General features: G+C 65.9%; 19 protein-coding genes and 1 tRNA gene. 10 read left to right on the top strand and 10 right to left on the bottom strand.

Translation table 11 applies throughout. The features are described from left to right. Positions 1-81 precede the first annotated feature (81 nt). The 8 genes from BUA54_RS08325 to BUA54_RS21210 all read right to left on the bottom strand — a co-directional run bounded on the left by BUA54_RS08325 (position 82) and on the right by BUA54_RS21210 (position 7105). A tRNA-Pro gene (locus BUA54_RS08325) sits at positions 82-158 on the bottom strand. Between the two features lie 42 nt (positions 159-200). Beyond that, the gene (locus BUA54_RS08320; protein ID WP_084114247.1) at positions 201-1259 is read right to left on the bottom strand and encodes a DMT family transporter; all 1059 of its coding nucleotides are present in this window, start codon (positions 1257-1259) and stop codon (positions 201-203) included. A gap of 127 nt (positions 1260-1386) precedes the next feature. Further along, positions 1387-2493 (bottom strand): 3-isopropylmalate dehydrogenase, encoded by a 1107-nt coding sequence (leuB, locus tag BUA54_RS08315; protein WP_072856786.1) that lies wholly within the window; start codon positions 2491-2493, stop codon positions 1387-1389. 69 nt (positions 2494-2562) lie between these two features. Continuing rightward, on the bottom strand, positions 2563-3486 hold the full coding sequence (locus BUA54_RS08310; protein WP_342742702.1) for an endonuclease/exonuclease/phosphatase family protein: 924 nt from the start codon (positions 3484-3486) through the stop codon (positions 2563-2565). 95 nt (positions 3487-3581) lie between these two features. Further along, a complete protein-coding gene (locus BUA54_RS08305; RefSeq protein WP_342742698.1) occupies positions 3582-4451 on the bottom strand; it encodes a hypothetical protein in 870 nt (289 codons plus the stop codon). 267 nt (positions 4452-4718) lie between these two features. Continuing rightward, positions 4719-5324 carry a 3-isopropylmalate dehydratase small subunit gene (gene leuD, locus BUA54_RS08300; protein WP_072856784.1) on the bottom strand — a complete coding sequence of 202 codons (606 nt, stop codon included), beginning with the start codon at positions 5322-5324 and terminating at the stop codon, positions 4719-4721. Then, on the bottom strand, positions 5324-6727 hold the full coding sequence (gene leuC, locus BUA54_RS08295) for a 3-isopropylmalate dehydratase large subunit (RefSeq protein WP_072856783.1): 1404 nt from the start codon (positions 6725-6727) through the stop codon (positions 5324-5326). The genes leuD and leuC overlap by 1 nt, the downstream gene beginning before the upstream one ends. A gap of 204 nt (positions 6728-6931) precedes the next feature. Further along, complete coding sequence (locus BUA54_RS21210) at positions 6932-7105, bottom strand: hypothetical protein (RefSeq protein WP_178352728.1); 174 nt, start codon at positions 7103-7105, stop codon at positions 6932-6934. 416 nt (positions 7106-7521) lie between these two features. On the opposite strand from BUA54_RS21210, the gene BUA54_RS08290 reads away from it, so the two are divergent. From BUA54_RS08290 to rlmH, 5 genes are all read left to right on the top strand, one after another. Next, positions 7522-8892, top strand: a complete 1371-nt coding sequence (locus BUA54_RS08290; protein WP_084114245.1) for a mechanosensitive ion channel family protein — start codon at positions 7522-7524, stop codon at positions 8890-8892. Positions 8893-8984: 92 nt separating this feature from the next. Further along, on the top strand, positions 8985-10793 hold the full coding sequence (locus tag BUA54_RS08285; RefSeq protein WP_072856782.1) for a YadA-like family protein: 1809 nt from the start codon (positions 8985-8987) through the stop codon (positions 10791-10793). Then, on the top strand, positions 10790-11296 hold the full coding sequence (locus BUA54_RS08280; protein WP_143155376.1) for a hypothetical protein: 507 nt from the start codon (positions 10790-10792) through the stop codon (positions 11294-11296). Before BUA54_RS08285 ends, BUA54_RS08280 begins: the two co-directional genes overlap by 4 nt. Before the next feature lie 104 nt (positions 11297-11400). Beyond that, positions 11401-11832 carry a ribosome silencing factor gene (rsfS, locus tag BUA54_RS08275; RefSeq protein ID WP_072857033.1) on the top strand — a complete coding sequence of 144 codons (432 nt, stop codon included), beginning with the start codon at positions 11401-11403 and terminating at the stop codon, positions 11830-11832. Further along, entirely contained in the window at positions 11832-12302 is a 471-nt protein-coding gene (rlmH, locus tag BUA54_RS08270) for a 23S rRNA (pseudouridine(1915)-N(3))-methyltransferase RlmH (protein ID WP_072856780.1), read from the top strand. Before rsfS ends, rlmH begins: the two co-directional genes overlap by 1 nt. A 41-nt stretch (positions 12303-12343) precedes the next feature. Here the strand turns inward: rlmH and BUA54_RS08265 are convergent, their stop codons facing one another. Further along, on the bottom strand, positions 12344-12979 hold the full coding sequence (locus BUA54_RS08265; protein WP_072856779.1) for an SGNH/GDSL hydrolase family protein: 636 nt from the start codon (positions 12977-12979) through the stop codon (positions 12344-12346). A gap of 100 nt (positions 12980-13079) precedes the next feature. Between BUA54_RS08265 and BUA54_RS08260 the strand changes: the two genes are divergently transcribed. The 3 genes from BUA54_RS08260 to BUA54_RS08250 are packed head-to-tail and all read left to right on the top strand — an operon-like array spanning position 13080 to position 14842. Beyond that, positions 13080-13994, top strand: a complete 915-nt coding sequence (locus tag BUA54_RS08260) for a thioredoxin family protein (protein ID WP_072856778.1) — start codon at positions 13080-13082, stop codon at positions 13992-13994. A gap of 30 nt (positions 13995-14024) precedes the next feature. Next, positions 14025-14663: an LON peptidase substrate-binding domain-containing protein gene (locus tag BUA54_RS08255; RefSeq protein ID WP_072856777.1), complete on the top strand. Its 639-nt coding sequence runs from the start codon at positions 14025-14027 to the stop codon at positions 14661-14663. Next, on the top strand, positions 14660-14842 hold the full coding sequence (locus BUA54_RS08250) for a Trm112 family protein (RefSeq protein ID WP_072856776.1): 183 nt from the start codon (positions 14660-14662) through the stop codon (positions 14840-14842). The genes BUA54_RS08255 and BUA54_RS08250 overlap by 4 nt, the downstream gene beginning before the upstream one ends. On the opposite strand, the gene BUA54_RS08245 is transcribed toward BUA54_RS08250, so the two are convergent. Continuing rightward, positions 14839-16086: a UbiH/UbiF/VisC/COQ6 family ubiquinone biosynthesis hydroxylase gene (locus tag BUA54_RS08245; protein ID WP_072856775.1), complete on the bottom strand. Its 1248-nt coding sequence runs from the start codon at positions 16084-16086 to the stop codon at positions 14839-14841. The genes BUA54_RS08250 and BUA54_RS08245 overlap by 4 nt on opposite strands. Before the next feature lie 48 nt (positions 16087-16134). Here BUA54_RS08245 and BUA54_RS08240 point away from each other — a divergent pair, with 48 nt between their 5' ends. After that, entirely contained in the window at positions 16135-17460 is a 1326-nt protein-coding gene (locus BUA54_RS08240) for an amidase (protein ID WP_072856774.1), read from the top strand. Between the two features lie 136 nt (positions 17461-17596). Then, a complete protein-coding gene (locus tag BUA54_RS08235) occupies positions 17597-18775 on the top strand; it encodes an aminotransferase class I/II-fold pyridoxal phosphate-dependent enzyme (protein ID WP_072856773.1) in 1179 nt (392 codons plus the stop codon). Positions 18776-18780 lie beyond the last annotated feature (5 nt).

Genomic DNA, 18780 nt, shown 5'->3' with positions numbered 1-18780 from the left:
AACCACGCAAACCCTGATGGGATGGCGTGGCCTGCATGCCGATCTGTCATGAAATCGACCGGGACCGATCCCGGCGTGTTCTGGTCGGGCTGAGAGGATTCGAACCTCCGACCCCCTGCTCCCGAAGCAGGTGCGCTACCAGGCTGCGCTACAGCCCGACCGTGGCGGCGTCGTAACCTCGCCAGCGGCATTTGACAAGCCTAATCGCTGTCGCGTCTGCGCGGTTCCGCAAGCGGTGGCACGCGACCGGGCAAACCGCGCATGTGCGGCCGGGCCTTGGCAGAGGGTGCGGTGTCAGGCACCTTGCGCGGTTCCGCCTTGGGCGCGTCCAGCTCGCGCGGGCGGGGACGCAGAAACGTGCCCGTCTCGAACCGCGCACGGGTGCGCAGGACGGGTGTGGCACTGTCCTCCGACCGGCTTTCGCGCAGCACGATGTAAAGGCCCGAGGCGATGATGATCCCCGCGCCCAGCACCGTCGCGCCGTCCGGCGTCTCGTCAAAGAACAGCATGCCATAGGCCGTCGCCCAAAGGATCTGGCTGTATTGCATCGGTGCGACGATCACCGCCTCGCCCGCCTTGTAGGCCGCGATGACAAGCAGGCCCGCAACGAAGGCAAGAATGGAAATCACGGCCAGCATCCCGATATGGGCGATCGGCAGCGGCTGATAGACGAAGGCGAGCGCCGATCCCATGACAAGGAAGTTGCCAAGCATCGGGAACAGCATCAGCACGACGGGCCGTTCGTCCGCACCGATCTTGCGCACGATGATCGACCCCAGCGACCCGCCGACCGCCGACAGCAGCGCCGCCGCATGGCCAAGCTGCAGCACGGTGCTGCCGGGGCGCAGCACGACCAGCACGCCGATCAGGCCGACGATGACCGCCAGCCACCGGCGCAGGCGCACGGTTTCACCCAGAATGGGGACGGACAGGATAGTGATCAGCAGCGGCGCGGCGAACAGGATCGCGTAGACCTGTGCGAGCGGCAGCACCGTGAAGGCATAGAAGGCACAGAACCCGGTCACGATGGCGGTGACGGTGCGCAGCAGCATCCACCACGGATGGCGCGGCTGCAGGGTGCCCGGGTTGTTGTCCCGCATCAGCGACACGGTCGCCAGCGGAAAGGCCAGCGTGACCGAGAAGAATACGATCTGGATCGGTGAATAGCTGCCCCCCAGCACCTTGATCAGGACGTCGTGGGTGGCGAAAATGCCGAAGGCGATCAGGGCGAGCAGGGCCCCGCGAGCATTCGATGACATCGGTTTTTCCTTGCGCGACCGCGGTTCGGGGGCCGCTACGTGGTCTACCCTGACGGCAATAAGGTCAAGGACCAGTCAAGGCAGGGCGGCGATTCCGGCCGCCCCACCCGATTGTGCAGTGCTTCGCCTACAGGCTGGCGTCGAGCGCAGCGAGAATCGCATCGCCCATTTCGGTCGTGCTGATGGGCGAGCCGCCTTCCGGCCCCAGCAGATCGGCGGTGCGGGCACCGTCCGCCAGCACCTTCTCTACCGCTGCCTCCAGCCGGTCGGCCTCGGCCCCGGCGTCGAAGGAATAGCGCAGCGCCATGGCGAAGCTCAGGATGCAGGCAATCGGGTTCGCCTTGCCCTGCCCGGTGATGTCGGGGGCAGAACCATGCACCGGCTCGTACAGCGCCTTGGGCCGGCCGTTGGCCATCGGCAGGCCAAGCGACGCGCTGGGCAGCATGCCGAGCGATCCGGTCAGCATCGCGGCGGCGTCCGACAGCAGGTCACCGAACAGGTTGTCGGTCACGATGACGTCGAACTGCTTGGGATTGCGCACCAGCTGCATCGCGCCGTTGTCCGCATACATGTGGGACAGCTGGACGTCGGAATATTCCTTCTCGTGGATCTCGGTCACGACCTGCCGCCACAGCACGCCGGATTCCATGACGTTGGCCTTCTCCATCGAGCAGACCTTGTTGTTCCGCCGCCGCGCCAGTTCGAACGCCGACCGCGCCACGCGGGCGATCTCGCTTTCGGTATAGCGCTGGGTATTCACGCCGACGCGCTCGTTCCCTTCGACATGGATGCCGCGGGGTTCGCCAAAGTAGACGCCCGAGGTCAGCTCGCGCACGATCATGATGTCGAGGCCCGCAACGATGTCCCGCTTGAGCGAGGAGAAATCCGCCAGCGCGTCGAAGCACTGTGCCGGGCGCAGGTTCGAAAACAGGTCCATCTCCTTGCGCAGGCGCAACAGACCGCGTTCCGGCTTTACGGAAAAGTCGAGGTCGTCGTACTTCGGCCCGCCCACGGCGCCCAGCAGGACGGCATCGACCTCCTGCGCCTTGGCCATCGTGTCGTCGTGCAACGGCGTGCCGTGCTTGTCGTAGGCACAGCCGCCGACCAGATCCTCGGTCACATCGAAGGGCATGTCGCGCTTGTCGCCATACCAGGTGATGATGCGCTTCACCTCGTTCATGACTTCCGGGCCGATGCCGTCACCGGCGAGGATGAGGAGGGATGGGTTCGACATGCGGACTGTCCTTGGCTGATGCGGTTGACACCGCGTAACGCCAAGCCCGCGACGTTTCAAGCCATGCCCTTAGCGGTGCAGATCGACCCAGACCAGCCGGTGCGGTCCCGCTGCCTGCGCCAGTGCGGCATCCGGATCGTCGGGGGCAGGCCAGAACACGCCCGCGCCGGTGACGGTCCATGTCGCGGCGGGCAGGACATAATCGACGCGCAGGTTGCCGGGCGCACCGTCCGGCCAGTCTGCGGTATCCAATGCCGGATCGCCGGTCTGGCCGGGGTCCGCGGCGGCCATGCCGCCGGCGCTGACAGGCAGGGGATCGGTCAGGCGCGGATCAGCCAGGACGTCGCGCATCGCCTGCCGCAATCCATCGCCGTCGAAAGGGTCGAGGTTGGTATTCCCGAGCAGGACGAAATCCTGCGGCGCGGGGCCAAAGGCGCCGTCCAGCACCTGCGTCCAAAGCCGCAGCTCGTCGCGATTGCGCAGCCCGTTGCGATCTTCCGGTCCGTCGAAGACCGGAGGCGTCGCGGAAAATGCCAAGATGTCCACCGGCCCGCCCGGCGCCAGCACCGGCACGATCCAGTGGCCCGTGGTGGACAGGCGCTGCACGGCGGCGATGTCATCGGTCCAGAGCGGGCCCTTGGGCAGCACCGCGCCCGAAAGATCGCGCCACAGCAGGTCCGACAGATCCCGCACTGCGTCCGGGTCGAACGGCCAACGTGACAGAAGGCCCATGCCGCTGTCGCCGCTGAACTTGCCCCAGCCCTGCGCATCGCGCGCCTCCCCGATGCGGCCGTTGCCATCCAGATCGAGGCCCGTCGCCATACCGCTGTTGGGCGCCAGTGCAAAACTGTGCTCAAACCCCATGCGCCCCGCTAAATTGCGCAAAGCCTCACCGTCGAGGTCGTAGTCCACATCCGTTAGCAACAGGACGTCAGGCGCCACCTGCTCCACGATCGCCACGGTGGCCTCTATCTGCGCATCCTCACGCCCCAGATCGCGCAGCAGCAGCCCCGGCCCCTCGCGGCCCAGCGCAGCGCCGAAGGTCGCGACGCGCAGGTCCTCGGCCGGGGCAGCCGTTGCGGCAAGGATCAGACCGGCAACAAGCCCTCTGCCGCCGCGCGGGCATACTCGCGCTTGCGCTGCTTGTGGATCAGCTGCGCAACACGGCTGAGCGCGATGCCACGCATCAGCAGGCTTGCGGGAAGGAACGCCCATGCGGCCACCATCCAGATCAGGGTCTGCGGATCGTTCACCGTGATCGGCATCACGAAGATCGACACCAGCTTGCCGATTGCAGGAAACACGAAGGGCAGCAGAAAGCCAAGGATCAGGTTCGACTGGCTGTCGCGGTTCAGGCGCTTGACGACGTCACCGCCGCCGGTCGGGTCGAACATGGGCATGTTGACCCAGACGTTGAAGGCACCGCTGCGCCGGGGCCAGTGATGGAATCGCAGCAGCAGCCCGAAGATGGCGATCGACAGCAGCGACACCAGATAGGCCAGCCCGGCCGAGATCCGGATCAGGTAAAGCGTGTAGTCGGGCGTGTCCTGCGGCATCATCAATATGATCAGCCGGACCGGAGAGAACGGGAAATCAAGAGAGCCGCCGATCCGTTCGCCCAGAAGCTGCAGCACCAGCGTCAGGGTCGACGGTGCCTCGTTCCCGCGCATGATCAGCGACAGGACCAGTACGGTCGCGAAAAGCGCAATGAACCGCAGCCGGTTGAACGGTGGCGCGCTGCGAAACTCGATGAAGCTGGGGCTGGCGACGGTATACTCGACCAGTGTGAAGATGGCGCCGAAGATCGCGACCAGTGCAACGATCTGTGCGCCGTCCTTGCTTTGGATCGGCAGCAGCATCGATGGCAGGGTGACAAGGGCCACCACGCAAATTGCACGCAACACCGCTCCGGGGAGGGTCGAACTGATCGCCATAACTGCCTTTGCCCGGTCGGCCACGGTACGTCGCCGTCGCCTTTTCCCGCCATCATGCCGCAATCGTTTCGCGGACCGCCTCTTTGTTGCCACGATTTTGCCCCGATTGCATGAAGTGTTGCAACGCCGGGTTAACGATAGCGAAGGATAACTGGCGGATTTGCGGCAAAAGTGGTGCGTCAATGCAACCGTTTCATGGCATCAGCAAGGCAGTCTTGATCCGGTCACAAGATGATGGGGCCAGATTGCTCCGACCCCATAGAGGAACCTTCAGTCTAGATCGGAGCGCTGTCAGACCCAAGGCCGCGCCGTCGCGGCCTGTTCCTCGAACGACCTGATCGACCCGACCTTTTCCATCGTCAGGCCGATGTCATCCAGCCCGTGCATGAGGCAATGCTTCTTGAAGGCGTCGACCTCGAAGTGGAACACCTCGCCATCGGAGGACGTGATCGTCTGCGCATCCAGATCGATCTCGATACGGGCGTTCGACCCCTTCTCGGCGTCCTTCATCAGCACGTCGACCTGTTCCTGCGGCAGCACGACGGGCAGGATGCCGTTCTTGAAGCAGTTGTTGTAGAAGATGTCGGCATAGCTCGGTGCGATGATGCAGCGAATGCCGAAATCCTTGATCGCCCAGGGCGCATGTTCTCGGCTCGACCCGCAGCCGAAATTGTCCCCGGCCACGAGGATTTCCGCGTTGCGGTACTGCGGCTTGTTCAGGACGAAGGACGGGATCTCGTTGCGGTCGTCGTCATAGCGCATCTCGTCGAACAGGTTCACCCCCAGGCCCGACCGCTTGATGGTCTTCAGGAACTGTTTCGGGATGATCATGTCGGTGTCGATGTTGATCAGGGGCATGGGGGCAGCGACGCCGCTCAGCTTGTCGAACTTGTCCATCACATCATCTCCCGTACGTCGGTCAGGTGCCCTGTGATCGCCGCTGCGGCGGCCATCGCGGGGCTCATCAGGTGGGTGCGGCCGCCGCGGCCCTGACGGCCCTCGAAGTTGCGGTTGCTGGTCGCGGCACAGCGTTCGCCGGGGGCGAGCTGGTCGGGGTTCATCGCAAGGCACATGGAACAGCCCGCCATGCGCCATTCGAAGCCCGCATCGATGAAGATCTGCGCCAGACCCTCCTCTTCGGCCTGCGCGCGCACGAGGCCCGATCCCGGCACGACCATTGCGCGGCTGACGGCGATCTTCTTGCCCTTCAGGATCGCGGCGGCAGCGCGCAGGTCCTCGATCCGGCCGTTGGTGCAGGACCCGATAAAGACGGTGTCGATCTTGATCTCGGACAGCGGGGTACCGGCCGTCAGCCCCATGTAGTCGAGGCTGCGCTGCGCCGCATCGACCTTGCCACCGGCAAAGTCGGATGCAGCGGGTACGGCTGCGGTGATCGGCAGCACGTCCTCCGGCGAGGTGCCCCATGTGACGGACGGCGCGATATCCTCGCCCTTCAGGGTCACGACCTTGTCCCAATGGGCGTCGTCGTCGGAATACAGGGTCTTCCACCAGTCCATCGCTGCTTCCCACTGCGCCCCCTTCGGCGCGTGGGGACGGCCCTTGCAATAGTCGAAGGTCTTCTCGTCGGGTGCGATCAACCCGGCGCGGGCGCCGCCTTCGATCGCCATGTTGCAGACGGTCATACGGCCTTCCATCGACAGATCACGGATCGCCTCGCCGCAATATTCGATGACATAGCCGGTGCCGCCGGCGGTGCCGGTCTTGCCGATGACGGACATGGTGATGTCCTTGGCGGTGACACCCGGGCGCAGCTTGCCGGTGATCTCGACCTTCATGTTCTTGCCCTTGCGCTGGATCAGCGTCTGGGTGGCAAGGACATGCTCCACTTCACTTGTGCCGATGCCGTGGGCCAGTGCACCAAAGGCGCCGTGGGTCGCCGTGTGGCTGTCGCCGCAGACGACGGTCATGCCGGGCAGGGTCCAGCCCTGTTCGGGGCCGACGATGTGGACGATGCCCTGACGGACGTCGGACACGGGGTAATAATGGATGCCGAAATCCTTGGCGTTGGTGTCCAGCGCCTCGACCTGGATCCGGCTGTCCTCGGTCATCGTGGCCGCATTGGCGCGGTCCAGCGTGGTCGGCACGTTATGGTCCGGCACCGCGATGGTCTTGTCCGGCGCGTGCACCGTGCGACCGGTCATGCGCAGACCCTCAAAGGCCTGCGGACTGGTCACTTCGTGGACGAGGTGGCGGTCGATATAGAGAAGGCAGGTGCCGTCTTCGGCTTCGTGGGCCACGTGGGCATCCCAGATCTTGTCATAGAGCGTCTTGGGGGACATGGGTCCTCTCCCGTATTAATCATGTGAATGTGCAGGCATGATGTGGGCGCAAGCGCGCCGCGCGCATCATAGATGGGCGAGGATCGTCCGGGTCGCGCCAAAGAACCGCCAGGGCAGCCGCGCGCGATCATCCATGTCGAAAACCGGTTTCATGGCAGAGGAGATACACCCCCGCGGGCTGTGCCGCAAGGGAATCTCAATCCGTCAGCACAACGGGGCCGCGTCGATTGCGGCGGTCAGATCCTTGTACCTGAAGACCGACAGGCCGAAACCCTCTTCCGAAATTTCATCCGCCGTGACGCCGCGCAGCGCGATGACCTGATCGATGTTCGACACCGTCATCCAGGCGGGCGCATCGGCAGCGAGGGACAGGAGCACGATTGTGTAGGGTTCGCCGTGTCGGACAGTGTCGGCATCCCCGCCCCCGGTCAGGGTGGTCCGCTCGATCGAAGCCCAGAGTTCACGGGCCGAATTGGCCCGGCGTTGCCGTCAAAGGGCGACGAGTTCGCGTCCGGCGTGTCTTCGCCGGTTCTATCGAAGAGGGCAAAAGTCAGAAGGCTGCACAGAATCACGGGACGTATAATCAGTTTCATCAACTATCACGACGCTCATTGTTCCCAAGATATCCTATAATACATTAAAATATAAAGGCTTTTTAGATTTTGGACGGGGCTGTATCAGTGCACGGTGTATCGTCTTGCCAGGATCACCGCGTGCGCACAGGCTGGACGTGTCGGGCTGGCATGTCACATTGGAAACGACACGGCAGGCAGGCCTGACCGAAGGGGTGCGCAATGGCTCTTCATGACCAACTCCTCGACACGGACGAGTCGACTCCGATCGGCACGGTCGTCACCCTTTGGCAAAGCCTCGTCGCGCAAGCGGATTACTTCATCGGCACGTTGTGGCGGCCATGGGTCGGCTACCAGATCCTGATCGCGCTTGCGATCTTCGGGGTTGCGCATGTACTGCGCATGGTGCTGGCCCCACGCCTGCATGCCTGGATGCGCGCCCGTGAAGGCTGGCCGATGTGGCGCATCCGCTGGCTGGTCGTGCTGCACAAGCGGTTGCGCAGCATCATCTTCGTCCTGCTGATCTGGCTCGTCATCTCGGTGATGAGGGAGGTGACGTGGAACAGCCGCAGCTACCAGCTGTCGATCATCGCGAACCTTGCGACCGCTTGGCTGATCGTGGCGCTGACCACACGCCTGATCGCCAACCCTTTTCTGCGCAAGATCGTCCGCTACGGCGCCTGGACCTGGGTGACGCTGCGCATCCTCGGCCTGACGGAGGCCTTCGAGCGCCTGCTCGACAACCTCGCCGTATCCGTCGGCACCATGCGGATTTCGGCGCTTCTGCTCGTGCAGGCGATCTTCGTCATCGGTTTGCTTTGGGTCGGCGCGCGCTTTCTGTCGCGGACCGTGCGCAACCGGATCACTGGCAACGAGGATATCAGCCCCTCGATGCAGGTGCTGGCAATCAAGATGATGCAGCTGCTGTTCTACGGCCTTGCGGTCTTTATCGGGCTCAAGGCGATCGGCATCGACCTGACCGGACTTGCCGTGCTGTCGGGGGCGATTGGCGTCGGCCTCGGCTTCGGCCTGCAGAAAGTGGTGTCGAACCTCGTCTCCGGCGTGATCCTTCTGCTGGACAAGTCGATCAAGCCCGGCGACGTCATCAGCCTCGGCGATACCTTCGGCTGGATCACGTCGCTCGGCGCGCGCTATGTTTCGATCACCACGCGCGATGGCAAGGAATATCTGATCCCGAACGAGGATCTGATCACCGGACAGGTGGTGAACTGGTCGCACCAGAACGATTTCGTCCGACTCGACATCTATTTCGGCACGGCCTACGGCGACAACCCGCACGAGGTTCGCAAGATCGCAGTCGAGGCGGCGATGGCAGTCCCCCGCGTGCTGCAAAGCAAGCCTGCCGTCTGTCACATCGTGGGCTTCGGCGACAGTTCGGTCGACTACATCCTGCGGTTCTGGATCTCTGATCCCACCGGTGGCCTGACGAACATCCGCGGCAACGTGTATCTGGCGCTTTGGGATGCCTTTGCGGAACACGGAATCTCGATTCCGTTCCCGCAACGAGAGGTCAAGGTTCTGCCGGATTCGACCCTGCAGACGACGACGAGGAAGGACCCCCCTGTGTCCTGACAGGAACGTGATGCCCCTAGGTCAATTCCGTATTGCCCGGTGACGCCAACCAGTTAACTATACATTTATGTAATGTTTAAAGGGTACCTGAAATGTTTTTCCAAGGCATCACCGCGTCCGCGGTTCTGAAATCCACCGTCGCCACTTTCATCCTTGTCAGCGCAGCTCAGTCCGTCGCGGCCCAGACCGCCACGGGCACCGACGCCAACGCAGGCGCAAGCGGTTCCGCCTATGGCGAGAGGGCCACGGCCACCGGCCCGTTCTCGGTCGCCGTCGGCACTGATTCGCAAGCCACAGGCACGGATGCGGTCGCCGTGGGGGGCGACGATGACGGCACAGGCGCGCAGGCGCTCGCCGCCTCGACCACCGCCGTCGGCGGTGAAAGCCTGGCCCAGCAGCCCGGCGACAGCGCCTTCGGCTGGGAAGCCATGGCGATCGGCAACCGTTCTACCGCGCTGGGTCACCAGACCACTGCCGCTGGCGCGCAATCGGTCGCAGTGGGAGAGGATGCCTCGGCCACCGGCATCAGCGCGATTGCCATCGGCGGCAACAATGACGCCGACGGTGACGGGGTCGTGGACGACGGTACGGGATCAAATGCCAACGGCAATGACGCGGTCGCCATCGGCGCCGCCGCCAGCGCGCAGGGCAACTCGACCACCGCGCTGGGGGGCGAAAGCATTGCCAGCGGCGCCGGTGCTACCGCCATCGGTTGGCAATCGAACGCTGTCGGCGCACAGGCGCAGGCATTCGGCCACCAATCCACCGCAACTGGCGATCTGGCCCTCGCCATCGGCGAGGATAGCCGCGCACTCAGCAACAACTCGACCGCCATCGGCAACCTGTCGACTGCGGACGGTATCGACGCCTTGGCGCTGGGCGATCAGGCCAATGCCGCCGGCCCCTCGACGACCGCCGTCGGCGGCGAAAGCAACGCCACGACCCCCGGTGCCACGGCGCTGGGCTGGCAGGCGCGCGCCACGGGTGCGATGGGCACGGCCGTCGGCCATCAGTCCACCGCCTCGGGCGGCCAGTCGTTTGCGGGGGGTGAGGATTCCGTTGCCTCCGGCATGAACGGCATCGCCATCGGCAACACCGCACTGGCGAGTGGAGAGGATGCGGTGGCCATCGGCGGCAACCGCGATGGCGCGACCGGCATGCAGACGATCGCCTCCGGCACGTCCTCCACCGCTGTCGGCGGGCAGTCGCAGGCCACCATGGCAGGCGCCACGGCGATCGGCTGGCGGGCGCAGGCCACGGGTGTCCGGGCGCAGGCCTTCGGTCACCTCGCCATCGCCAGTGGCGAACGCGCGACCGCCGTGGGCGAAAATGCGACCGCCTCCGGCGCGACGGCGCTGGCCTTCGGCAATCTTGCCACGGCATCGGGCGCGAACTCGGTTGCCATCGGCAACGGTGCGACGGCCACCCGCGACAATCAGGTGGTCGTCGGCACCGCGACGAACACCTACACGCTGCCCGGCATCGCCTCTGACGAAAGCCGTGATGCGCAGTCCGGCAGCGTGCGTCTGGTGACGTCGGACGCGAACGGCAACCTCGCCGTCAGCGATACCGATATCGGCGCCTTTGCGAGCATCGGCCAGACGCTGTCGGCGCAGGGCAATTCCATCGCCGCACAGGGCGCGCAGATCCAGCGTAACCGCAACGATATCCTGGACAACCGCGATGGTATCGCGATGGCCATGGCGCTGGAGGTGCCCTACGTCCCGGTCGACCGCCAGTACGCGGTTTCGGGCGGCCTCGGCGCCTTCGACGGCGCGACGGCCTTCGCCATGTCCGGCGCGTTCCGGATCAACGCCAACACGCAGGTCGACGCCGGCGTGACCTATGGCTTCGACCGGCAGAAGGTCGGCGGCCGGGTGGGCGTCAGCTACTCGTGGTGATCGCTGCCCTCCTGCGAAAACGTGCAACGCCGTGGCTTCTTGCCACGGCGTTTGCCTCTGCGATTGCATTGCCGGTGACGGCGCAGCAGACGACGCAGATCGAGGAAAGCTTTGCCGTCGCCCTGATCCGCGACACCTTGCTGGCGGTCAATCACGCGAACTGGACCGGCAATTATACGACCCTGCGCGACTATGCCGCCACTGCGTTCCACGATGCCAACACGGCGACCGATCTGGCGATCCTGCTGCAGCGCTTCCGGGCCGAGAAACTGGACCTGCTGCCCGTCCTCTCCGTCGATCCGGTGATCGAGACGAGTGCCGTTTCCCTCGATCAGCGCATCATCCGCCTGTCGGGCCATTTCCCGCTGCAGCCCCGGTCGATCACCTTCGATCTGGAGTTCATGAACGAGGCCGGACGCTGGCGCATCTACGGCCTGTCGGTCGGCGCGTTCGATACGGTGACGCCGCAAGTCCCGGTTGACACACCCCCCGCAGCGGACTAGGGCCCCGCCTTCGGTTGTTGAAATTTTTCGGGAGACCCCCTAGGTTTCAATCAGGCCTTGCACCGGGGCCACCCGTCCGGTGCTTTTCATCGGAGGACGATGCACTGTCTCTTTCCACCTCGGCAGCATCCGCTGCCACCCAAGGGGCCCACGCTGTGAAGGCGGCGGCTTCCTACGACAGCGACCAGCTGCTTGACGCAATCCTGATATCTCTGGACGACGACAAGGCCGAGGAGGTCGTGAAGATCAACCTGCGCGGCAAGTCGGAAATGGGCGACTGGATGGTTATCGCCTCCGGCCGGTCCACGCGTCAGGTCTCTGCCATGGCCGAACACCTGACAGACAAGCTGAAGCAGGACTACGGCCTGATCACCAAGACCGAAGGCAAGGATACCGGCGACTGGGTCCTGATCGACACCGGCGACGTGATCGTCCACCTGTTCCGGCCCGAAGTGCGCGAATTCTACCAGCTGGAAAAGATGTGGACACCCGGCAGCCAGGATGTCCTGGCCGTGGATCCGTCCAAAGCCCCCTGATGCGCCTGCGCATCTGCGCGGTGGGCCGTCTGCGCGGCGGCCCTGAATCCGCGCTGATCACCGACTACCTGACCCGTTTCGACCGGACGGGCCGTGCGCTGGCGCTCGGCCCCGCAGAGGTCGTGGAGGTCGAGGACAAGAAGAACGGCGGCATGGCCGGCGAGGCCGCGCTGCTGGCAAAGGTCGTGCCCGACGGCGCGCTCCTTTGCGTGCTGGACGAGCGCGGAAAGGTCATGACCTCCCCCGATTTCGCAACGCAACTCGGTAGCTGGCGCGATCAGGGCCGTCAGGACGTGGCCTTCGTCATCGGCGGTGCCGACGGCATCGACCCCGCGCTCCGCAACCGCGCCGATGCGGCGCTGTCCTTCGGTAGGATGGTCTGGCCGCACATGCTGGTGCGGGTCATGCTGGCGGAACAGCTTTACCGCGCCGCGTCGATCCTGGCGGGATCGCCCTATCATCGGGTGTAGGCGCCTCCGGCGGGAGTATTTCTGGAAAAAGCGAGGCGGCCTCAAAGGCGCATCACGGCTTTCGCGACGGCCTGGCCCAAGGTCTGATGCGAAGCCGCATTGAAGTGCACGCCGTCCTGCGGGCTGACAGAGATATGCTCGCCCGCATCCAGAAAGCCGACGTTCCAAACCCTCGCAAGGGCCTCGTAAAGCGGCGGCAGCGCCAGCGATTTCGTGGCGCCGCCAAAGAAGACCTGTGCGATGGGCCCCTGTTCCAGCACCGGCGGCGGGCAGACGAGCAGCACCTTGAAGCCGCCGTGCCGGGTCTGCATCTCCTCACCGCAGGCGATGGCCAGCAGGCCGGCGACGCCGGCGGCGATCCCCTCTGGCGTCAGGCCGACATGCGCCTTGCAGTCGTTGGTGCCCAGCATGATCGTCAGCAGGTCGATCGGACCGTGGCTTTCCAGCGCGATCCGCAGGCCGAGGTGGCCGTTCATGTGGACGCCCATCTCGGGGTCGGTCAGGGGGCTGGCGGTGCGGCCGGGCAACCCTTCCTCGATCACCTCGCAGCCCAGTTCCGCCGCCATGACCCGAGGCCACCGCGTCGCCGCGTCGTGGCGGGCGTAGACGCCGCGCGTCACGATGGGGGGCGTGCCGTGAGTGTTGCTGTCGCCGAAGGTCAGGATGGTGCATGTCATGCCGCCGACGCTAGGCCCTGCACGCGGAACGGGCAATCCCCCTTGGCCTTTGCCCCGCGCGCCCACATATAGGGGGCAACGACGGATCAAGGAGACTGCGATGCAAATTCTGGGCCAGACGCCGGCAAAACCCGCCACGGGCGAACATATCAAGGACGGGACCGACAACAGCTTCATCGCCGACGTGGTCGAGATGTCCATGAAGGTCCCGGTGATCGTCGACTTCTGGGCGACCTGGTGCGGCCCCTGCAAGACGCTCGGCCCGGCGATCGAGGCCGCCGTCACAAAGGCTGACGGCCGTGTGAAGCTGGTGAAGATCGACGTGGATGCCAACCCCGGCTATTCCGGCCAGCTGCGCGTGCAGTCGATCCCGACGGTCTATGCCTTCTGGCAGGGCCAGCCCGTCGACGGCTTTCAGGGCGCGCTGCCGCCGTCCGAAGTCAACGCCTTCGTCGAGAAGGTCGCCAACCTCGCCGGTGAGCCTGACAACGGTCTGGCCGACGCCATCGCCGCCGCGCAGGAGATGCTGGACGAAGGCGCCGCCGCCGATGCCGCCGAAACCTTCGCCGCGATCCTGCAGGAAGACCCGGACAATGCCGCCGCCTACGCCGGCCTCGTCAGCGCCTACCTTGCCCTGAACGACATCGGACAGGCAGAGGCGATCCTGAACGGCGCCCCTGCCGCGATCAGCACCGACCCGGCGTTGGAGGCCGTCGCCGCACGCATCGCCCTGCTGCGCGAAGCAGAAAGTGCCGGTCCAGTGGCTGAGCTGGAGGCGAAGCTTGCCGCTGATGACGGCGACCACCAGACCCGCCTCGACCTCGCGACGGCGCTCCACGCCAATGGCCGCAGCCAGGAGGCGGTGGATCACCTGCTGGAACTGTTCCGTCGCGACCGCGAATGGAACGACGGCGCGGCCAAGGCGCAGCTGTTCAAGGTCTTCGATGCCTTGCCGCCGAAGGACCCGATCGTGCTGACCGGGCGGCGTCGGCTGTCGTCGATGATATTTGCCTGATGGGGGACGCGGGCTAGATCGTCCTGCATCATGATAGCATCCGCAGACCTTCCCGAGACCATTCCGATCTTTCCGCTGCCGGGCGCATTGCTGCTGCCGCGTGGACGGTTGCCGCTGCACATCTTCGAGCCGCGTTACCTGCAGATGATCGAGGATGCGATGAAGACGCAGACCCGTCTGATCGGGATGATCCAGCCCTACGACGCCCCCGGGCAGGCCGGCAAGCTGCACGCCATCGGCTGCGCCGGGCGCCTGAACGCCTTCACCGAAACCGATGACGGTCGCTACATGATCACCCTGTCCGGCGTGTCCCGGTTCCGGGTGATCGACGAGGTCGAGGGCTTCGCCCCCTATCGCCGCTGCAAGGTGAAATGGTCCGGCTTCGAACGCGACCTTGGCCGACCGGAGCATGATGCCGACTTCGACCGCAGGACATTCATGGAGGCGCTGGGGCGGTTCTTCGAGGATCAGGGTCTGAAGACCGACTGGGATTCGCTGGGCGAGGCGGAGGACGAGCTCCTGATCAACTCGCTGTCGATGCTCTGCCCCTTCCCGCCGGAGGACAAGCAGGCTCTTCTCGAGGCGCCAAGCCTGTCGACTCGGCGTGAGACCCTGATGACACTGATCGAATACGCCCTGCGCGGCGGCGATGACGAGGTGATGCAATGACCGGAACGCCCTTCGACCCGCGGATGCTGGAATCCCTCGTCTGCCCCCGGACGCAAGGCCAGCTGCGCTATGACGCCGACCGGCAGGAACTGATCAGCAAGGCCGCGAACCTTGCCTTTCCGGTGCGCGACGGCATCCCCGTCATGCTGGTGGACGAGGCCCGGGCGCTCGACGCCTAGCGCATCAGGCGCGGCAGATCGCCGTTCAGTCCGGCGGCTTCCCGAATGAACCGCCGCCGCAGGCCGGGCATTGCGTTGATCGCACCCATGCCCAGGTCGCGCAATCCACGCAGCACCGGGTTATCATTGGAAAACAGTCGGTTGAAGGCATCCGTGGCGATGGCGAGCCGTGTCGCTTCCGACCGGCGCCAGATCTGATAGCGGTCCAGCACGACGCTGCTACCGATATCCTCGCCCCGCATCCGGGCCTCCTCCAGCACATGCGCCAGCGCCGCCACGTCGCGCAGGCCCGCGTTCAGGCCCTGACCCGCGATCGGATGAATGCCGTGCGCCGCGTCGCCGACCAGCGCCGTGCGGGGCGCCGTCAGGCTGTTCGCAAGCGTCAGGCCAAGCGGATAGGAAAACCGCTCCCCGACCAGCCGGATCTCTCCCAGAAACGACCCGAAAGCCGGGCGCAGGGCGTCCAGAAACGCCGTATCGTCCATCGCGATCATCGCGCGGGCCCGGTCTGCCTGTTCGCTCCACACGACGGAACTGCGGTTGCCGGTCAGCGGCAGGATCGCCAGCGGCCCGCCGGGCATGAAGAATTGATGCGCCACACCGTCGTGCGGCATGTCGTGTTCCACCGCGCAGACGAGCGCGATCTGGTCGTAGTCCCAGCCAGTCCGGCTGATCCCGGCGCGGCGCGCCACGCCGCTACCGCGCCCGTCACAGCCGACCAGCAGCCGCGCGGTCCGCGTCTCGCAGTCGTCCAGCGTCACCGTGACGCCGCCGCCGGTCACCGCCTGCGCGGTGACACTGCGCCCGGTCAGATGCGTGATCCGGTCGCTGCCCGCGATCGCGTCCAGCAAGGCGGCCCGCAGGTGGCGATCCTCGATCAGCCAGCCCATCGGGACCTCCTCGACCTCCGCATGGTCAAAATGCATCATCCAGGGGCTCGCCCCCTCTCCGGCGCGGCCGTCAGTGACCTTGATGTCCAGCATCGGCTGGGCATCGGCCTTGACTGCATCCCACAGGCCGATGCCGCGCAGCAGGCGCATCGACCCCAGCGCGATGGCATAGGCGCGGCCGTCGAAATCGCGCTTGCGATGTGTGTCCGGCGTGACGGTGTCGATGACGATGACGCGCAGGCCAGCCTGTGCCGCGGCCAGTGCCAGCACCGGGCCGTTCAGCCCGCCACCGACGATGATGATGTCTGTCTGTTCCATGGCCTGACATATGGACGTCCGGGCGGGATTGTCCATGCGGTGCGGGGTCGCTAGCGTGGCCGCGAACCGCGAAGGGGACTGATGATGGACGACTGGCGCTGGATGACCGCGACCGCCCTTGGCGAAGGCATCGCCTCTGGCGCCATCGACCCGGTGGCGCTGGCCGAGACCTACCTTGACGCCATCGCCGCCCATCCGATGCGCGACCGCATCTACGCCCGCGTCACCGCCGACCGCGCCCGGGCCGAAGCAGCCGCAGCCGCCGCCCGTGCGCGGGCCGGCCTGCGGCGCGGCCCCCTCGACGGCGTGCCGATCAGCTGGAAGGACCTTTTCGACACCGCCGGCGTCGCGACGGAGGCAGGCACCCGCCTGATGGCGGGCCGCACCCCCGATGCCGACGCAGAGGTGCTGCGCAACGCCACCGCCGCAGGCCTCGTCTGCCTCGGCAAGACCCATCTGTCGGAAATCGCCTTTTCGGGCCTCGGTCTGAACCCGATGACAGCGACGCCGCCCAATGTGAACGATGCGGATGCAGTGCCGGGCGGGTCGTCTTCCGGCGCCGCGGCCTCGGTCGCCTTCGGCCTTGCCGCGGCGGGCATCGGGTCCGACACTGGCGGGTCCGTCCGCATACCGGCGGCCTGGAACGATATCACCGGCTTCAAAACCACCCACGGGCGCCTGTCTCTGGCGGGCACGGTGCCGCTGTGCCTGACCTTCGACAGCGTCGGGCCGCTCTGCCGGTCGGTGCAGGACGCCGCCCTGCTCACGGCCGCGCTGGAAGGATCGCGGGCCCCCGACCTGTGCCGTGCAACCGGACCGCTGCACCTCGCGATCCTTGATACCGTGGCGATGGAAGATCTGCGCGACGCACCTCTCGCCGGCTTCACCGCCGCTACCGACCGCTTAAGAGATGCAGGCGCGCAGATCACCCATCTCAGCGTCCCCGACCTGACCAAGGCCTTCGCCTTCGCCGGACCGCTCTACACCGCCGACAGTTGGGCGTGGTGGCGCGAACGGATCGAGGCCGATCCCGAGGCGATGTTCGCGCAGATCTACGAACGGATCAGCGCGGGTCGCGACGTCAAGGCCGCCGACTACATCGCCGCATGGAACACTCTGCGCCGTATCCGCGCGACCTGGGCCGCCGCCACCGCCGCCTTCGACGCCGTGATCATGCCCACCGCCCCGATCCTGCCGCCCCACGCGCAGCGCCTTCTGGACGACTCCGACTACTACAAGTCGGAAAACCTGCTCGCCCTGCGCAACACCCGCGTCGCCAACCTGATGGACCTGCCCGCCGTGACCCTCCCGACGGGCACGCCGTCCTGCGGCATCATGCTGTGCGGTCACACCGGGCAGGACGACCGCCTGCTGCGCGTGGCGGCGGTGGCAGAGGCCGCGCTGACCTGATCACGCGACGCAACCGAAATGACACATTTCGCACCGATCCCCCTTGGTTTGGGGGGTAACGCGCTGGACAGCCACATCACGTAGCGGCTACCCTCACCCCAAGCGGGGCGCTCTATGATCCCGTAACGAGGCAGTGATGGATTTCCCCAAGCGGTTTGCGAACCTTCCGGTTGCGACGTGGCCCCGATTGCGTGGCCTGCTGGATGCTGTCCAGCCGGGTGGCGATCCCATCAACATGACCATCGGCGACCCGCAGCACCCGATGCCGCCCTTTCTGGCCGAGGCGATGGCAAGCCAGATCGCAGGCTTCGGCGGCTATCCCAACAACGACGGCAGCCCCGCACTGCTTGACGCCATCGCGCGCTGGCTGAACCGCCGCTACGGCGTGACCGTCGCGACCAGCGAGATCATGGCCCTCAACGGCACGCGCGAGGGCCTCTACAACGCCGCGATGGCACTGTGCCCTGAAACCAAGAACGGCCAAGTGCCCGTCATCCTGACGCCGAACCCCTTCTATCAGGTCTACGCCGTCGCCGCCCTCTCCGTCGGGGCCGAACCCGTCTACCTGCCCGCCACCGCCGACACGGGCCATCTGCCCGATTTCGAGGCCGTGCCCGCCGACGTGCTGGACCGCACCGCCATCGCCTATATCTGCTCGCCTGCGAACCCGCAGGGCGCCGTGGCGAGCGAGGATTACTGGCGCACCCTGATCGGTCTTGCCGAAAAGCACGACTTCAAGATCTTCGCCGACGAATGCTATTCCGAAATCTGGCGCGACACGCCCCCCGTCGGCGCGCTGCAGGTGGCGCAGGCGATGGGCGCCGACCCCGACCGCGTCGTGATCTTCCACTCGCTGTCCAAGCGGTCGAACCTCGCGGGCCTGCGGTCTGGCTTCTGCGCCTCGGGTCCGCGCAACATGGCCGCAATCCGCAGCTTGCGCGCCTACGCCGGTGCGCCGCTGCCCGGCCCGGTGCAGGCGGTCTCGGCCCTCGTCTGGGACGACGAGGATCACGTCGCCGCCTCCCGCGCGCTCTATGTCGAGAAGTTCGAGATCGCCGACCGCATCCTTGGCAACGTGCCGGGCTACGCCAGCCCGGAGGCCGGGTTCTTCCTCTGGCTGCCGGTTGATGACGGAGAGACGGCGGCGCTGGACCTGTGGGCGAAAACCGGCGTGCGCACACTGCCGGGCGCTTACCTCAGCCGAGAGATCAGCGGCTTCAATCCCGGCGCACATTATATTCGGGTGGCCCTCTGCGGCCCCAAGGACGACGTCGAACGCGGACTGACCCGCCTGCGCGACACGCTTTACCAGTGAGGAAC

The organism is Loktanella atrilutea (assembly GCF_900128995.1).
Classification (GTDB): Bacteria; Pseudomonadota; Alphaproteobacteria; order Rhodobacterales; family Rhodobacteraceae; genus Loktanella; species Loktanella atrilutea.
This window is presented reverse-complemented; position numbering and strand designations above follow the sequence as displayed.

What these genes read in the sequence shown, in the direction of transcription:
- BUA54_RS08245 (WP_072856775.1), bottom strand. Translation starts at nt 16,086, where the DNA reads ATGGACAATCCCGCCCGGACGTCCATATGTCAGGCCATGGAACAGACA.
- leuD (WP_072856784.1), bottom strand. Translation starts at nt 5,324, where the DNA reads ATGGACAAGTTCGACAAGCTGAGCGGCGTCGCTGCCCCCATGCCCCTG.
- BUA54_RS08320 (WP_084114247.1), bottom strand. Translation starts at nt 1,259, where the DNA reads ATGTCATCGAATGCTCGCGGGGCCCTGCTCGCCCTGATCGCCTTCGGC.
- BUA54_RS08265 (WP_072856779.1), bottom strand. Translation starts at nt 12,979, where the DNA reads ATGACATGCACCATCCTGACCTTCGGCGACAGCAACACTCACGGCACG.
- BUA54_RS08260 (WP_072856778.1), top strand. Translation starts at nt 13,080, where the DNA reads ATGCAAATTCTGGGCCAGACGCCGGCAAAACCCGCCACGGGCGAACAT.
- BUA54_RS08285 (WP_072856782.1), top strand. Translation starts at nt 8,985, where the DNA reads ATGTTTTTCCAAGGCATCACCGCGTCCGCGGTTCTGAAATCCACCGTC.
- BUA54_RS08290 (WP_084114245.1), top strand. Translation starts at nt 7,522, where the DNA reads ATGGCTCTTCATGACCAACTCCTCGACACGGACGAGTCGACTCCGATC.
- rlmH (WP_072856780.1), top strand. Translation starts at nt 11,832, where the DNA reads ATGCGCCTGCGCATCTGCGCGGTGGGCCGTCTGCGCGGCGGCCCTGAA.
- leuB (WP_072856786.1), bottom strand. Translation starts at nt 2,493, where the DNA reads ATGTCGAACCCATCCCTCCTCATCCTCGCCGGTGACGGCATCGGCCCG.
- BUA54_RS08240 (WP_072856774.1), top strand. Translation starts at nt 16,135, where the DNA reads ATGGACGACTGGCGCTGGATGACCGCGACCGCCCTTGGCGAAGGCATC.
- BUA54_RS08255 (WP_072856777.1), top strand. Translation starts at nt 14,025, where the DNA reads ATGATAGCATCCGCAGACCTTCCCGAGACCATTCCGATCTTTCCGCTG.
- BUA54_RS08250 (WP_072856776.1), top strand. Translation starts at nt 14,660, where the DNA reads ATGACCGGAACGCCCTTCGACCCGCGGATGCTGGAATCCCTCGTCTGC.
- BUA54_RS08235 (WP_072856773.1), top strand. Translation starts at nt 17,597, where the DNA reads ATGGATTTCCCCAAGCGGTTTGCGAACCTTCCGGTTGCGACGTGGCCC.
- leuC (WP_072856783.1), bottom strand. Translation starts at nt 6,727, where the DNA reads ATGTCCCCCAAGACGCTCTATGACAAGATCTGGGATGCCCACGTGGCC.